This window comes from Pseudovibrio sp. Ad37, from assembly GCF_001623075.1.
Taxonomy (GTDB): Bacteria; Pseudomonadota; Alphaproteobacteria; order Rhizobiales; family Stappiaceae; genus Pseudovibrio.
This window is the reverse complement of the sequence record NZ_LMCF01000055.1, coordinates 1-654: the sequence shown is the minus strand read 5'-3', so window position 1 is coordinate 654 and position 654 is coordinate 1. Positions and strand designations below refer to the sequence as shown.

At 51.8% G+C, this 654-nt stretch carries 2 protein-coding genes; both read left to right on the top strand.

Annotation, left to right across the window (positions count from 1 at the left end):
- Positions 1–198 precede the first annotated feature (198 nt).
- Positions 199–432 carry a hypothetical protein gene (locus tag PsAD37_RS28055; protein ID WP_153039724.1) on the top strand — a complete coding sequence of 78 codons (234 nt, stop codon included), beginning with the start codon at positions 199–201 and terminating at the stop codon, positions 430–432.
- 22 nt (positions 433–454) lie between these two features.
- Positions 455–654: transposase (locus tag PsAD37_RS11305; protein ID WP_063296238.1), on the top strand; the 200-nt coding region annotated here is incomplete at its 3' end.

The following is a 654-nucleotide window of genomic DNA, read 5'->3' as shown; positions in this document are numbered from 1 at the left end:
CCTTGGTTGGCACAAAGCCAGCAGACGAACCTGCTAGATGAGAGCTGTTCGCCTGCTGGATTTGTGCCAACCAAGGTGGGTCAATTTTAAATGATGATGCCGGATCAATTTTGAACGCTCATTGACACTGATCGCCTGCCAGCAAATCCTCTAGGGTCTCGGCAATGGGCAAAATACGGCAGACGGTTAGATAAAGGGGTGCCTGGCTCTATTCTCGTCTTCTGGCGCGGTAGTCCTCGCGGTTGGAACGGGCACGTTGGTTTCTACGTTTCCGAGAGTGCCGGCCACTATCACGTGCTTGGTGGCAATCAGTCCAATGCCGTCACAACTGCAAAGCTTTCAAAGCGGCGGCTCTTAGATATCCGGTGGCCGGAAAGCTATCCAGTGAAAGGAGAGCGGGTGTTGCTGAGCCTCCCCCATCCACCCCTATAGTTAGGAAAGCGGAGGACCAATGATGGCGATTAAGAGACCTAAGCCAGAAGAGATTGTCGTGAAGTTACGGCAGGTTGAAGTTCTGATAGGGCAATGTATGGCCCGGATTGATGCGATCAGACAGATCTGTGTGACAGAACAAACCTATTATCGCTGGAAGAAGAAGTACGGCGGGATGGGCACAGAACAGCTGAAGGAACTGAAGCGGTTACAGAAAGAGAA